Annotated in this window: 3 protein-coding genes; all 3 read right to left on the reverse strand. The window is 50.1% G+C overall.

Going from position 1 to position 1,244, the window contains the following annotated elements; translation table 11 throughout:
• Positions 1-165: 165 nt before the first annotated feature.
• Positions 166-459, reverse strand: a complete 294-nt coding sequence (locus BN874_RS24460; protein ID WP_154724861.1) for a hypothetical protein — start codon at positions 457-459, stop codon at positions 166-168.
• A gap of 119 nt (positions 460-578) precedes the next feature.
• Complete coding sequence (locus BN874_RS10470) at positions 579-836, reverse strand: hypothetical protein (RefSeq protein WP_051497698.1); 258 nt, start codon at positions 834-836, stop codon at positions 579-581.
• Positions 833-1,060: a hypothetical protein gene (locus tag BN874_RS10475; protein ID WP_034432945.1), complete on the reverse strand. Its 228-nt coding sequence runs from the start codon at positions 1,058-1,060 to the stop codon at positions 833-835. Before BN874_RS10475 ends, BN874_RS10470 begins: the two co-directional genes overlap by 4 nt.
• Positions 1,061-1,244 lie beyond the last annotated feature (184 nt).

The following is a 1,244-nucleotide window of genomic DNA, read 5'->3' on the forward strand; positions in this document are numbered from 1 at the left end:
TTCCCCCCTTTGAAAAAGGGGGGCCGGGGGGGATTAGGTTGCCAAACCAACGGCAACCCAACCGACGGATGCTACTTACGGGACTCTTTATGGGTACGGTGTTTGTCGGCATACACAGCAACAAAAACCATGACCAAGGTGAATAATGACAAACCAATTAAGGATTCAATGGCCATTTTCGTCTCCTTTACGCAAGGTATATGCAACATACAGAAGGATGAGCGCCAAAGCGACAAGTGCCAAAACAGCAATTAATCCGGCTCTTCGGTCGACGAAGCCGCCAATTAATGCTGCAACTACAGAGGCCGTAGCTACATTGTCAGCTATTTTAGCTAAGCCTTCTCTTTGATCTTTGTTGAATATGGGAAGTTTCACAGTGCGAGTATAGATCAATACACCCAGTATTTCATCAGCACCACCCCAACATCCCCGCAATAAAAAACCGCCCCGGTGTCCCAAGGGCGGTTCGTTCAGTCCGGTCAGGAGTAGGGCGGGTTAGGCGCGAGCCGTAACCCGCCGTTCAGGGCGTCCCGGTTCCGGCGGGTTACGCTTCGCTAACCCGCCCTACTTGCTACTTGCTAACCCGCGCTACGAAGCGACGCGGCTGACACGGGTGAGTTCAAAAGGTGATGTAACTGTGCTGCGATTTGCGGCGGAACTTCCAAAGAGCTAAAAAGAATCGCTGGATATAAATAGTCTTCGCCGGAGTCATCCATGATCCGCATCATTCCACGATCATCGGCTTCTTCAATGACCTCATAGAGACGCCCTAGCGTTAAATCATCCGCTGACAGATCGCCAAGTCCCTCGCGGCTCATGCAAACGACAAATTTCATAGCCACCTCTTAATCTTCATTTTGACCCGACCAATTCCATGTGCTTCGTACCAGTGTACTTCCGCTGGCGCGGTTGCGCCATTGTTTAATTCAATGATTGCGATACCTTTTTTCTTGCGCCAATGACCATGGCCATACTGTTGACGCAAGCGATTGAGTTCACGGATACCATGACCTTCTGCCATCGTTTCGAGAACAACAATCTCGCCCTGTATTTTAATCATTTCTGGATATTGAAACCTTTGTATTGATTGAATGAACCGTAAGACCGCATTCTTTAAGAGTGGGGGGATTCAATCAAAAATCCCCCGCCCCATTCATCACAGGGCGGGGGGTTTAGTTTTACCGCGTTTCAGTCAGGTCACGGGGCAAGCCCGCAACCCAACCTACGATGCTAACCCGCGCTAC

It is taken from the genome of Candidatus Contendobacter odensis Run_B_J11 (assembly GCF_000531125.1).
GTDB lineage: Bacteria > Pseudomonadota > Gammaproteobacteria > Competibacterales > Competibacteraceae > Contendibacter > Contendibacter odensensis.

What these genes read in the sequence shown, in the direction of transcription:
- BN874_RS10470 (WP_051497698.1), bottom strand. Translation starts at nt 836, where the DNA reads ATGAAATTTGTCGTTTGCATGAGCCGCGAGGGACTTGGCGATCTGTCA.
- BN874_RS10475 (WP_034432945.1), bottom strand. Translation starts at nt 1,060, where the DNA reads ATGATTAAAATACAGGGCGAGATTGTTGTTCTCGAAACGATGGCAGAA.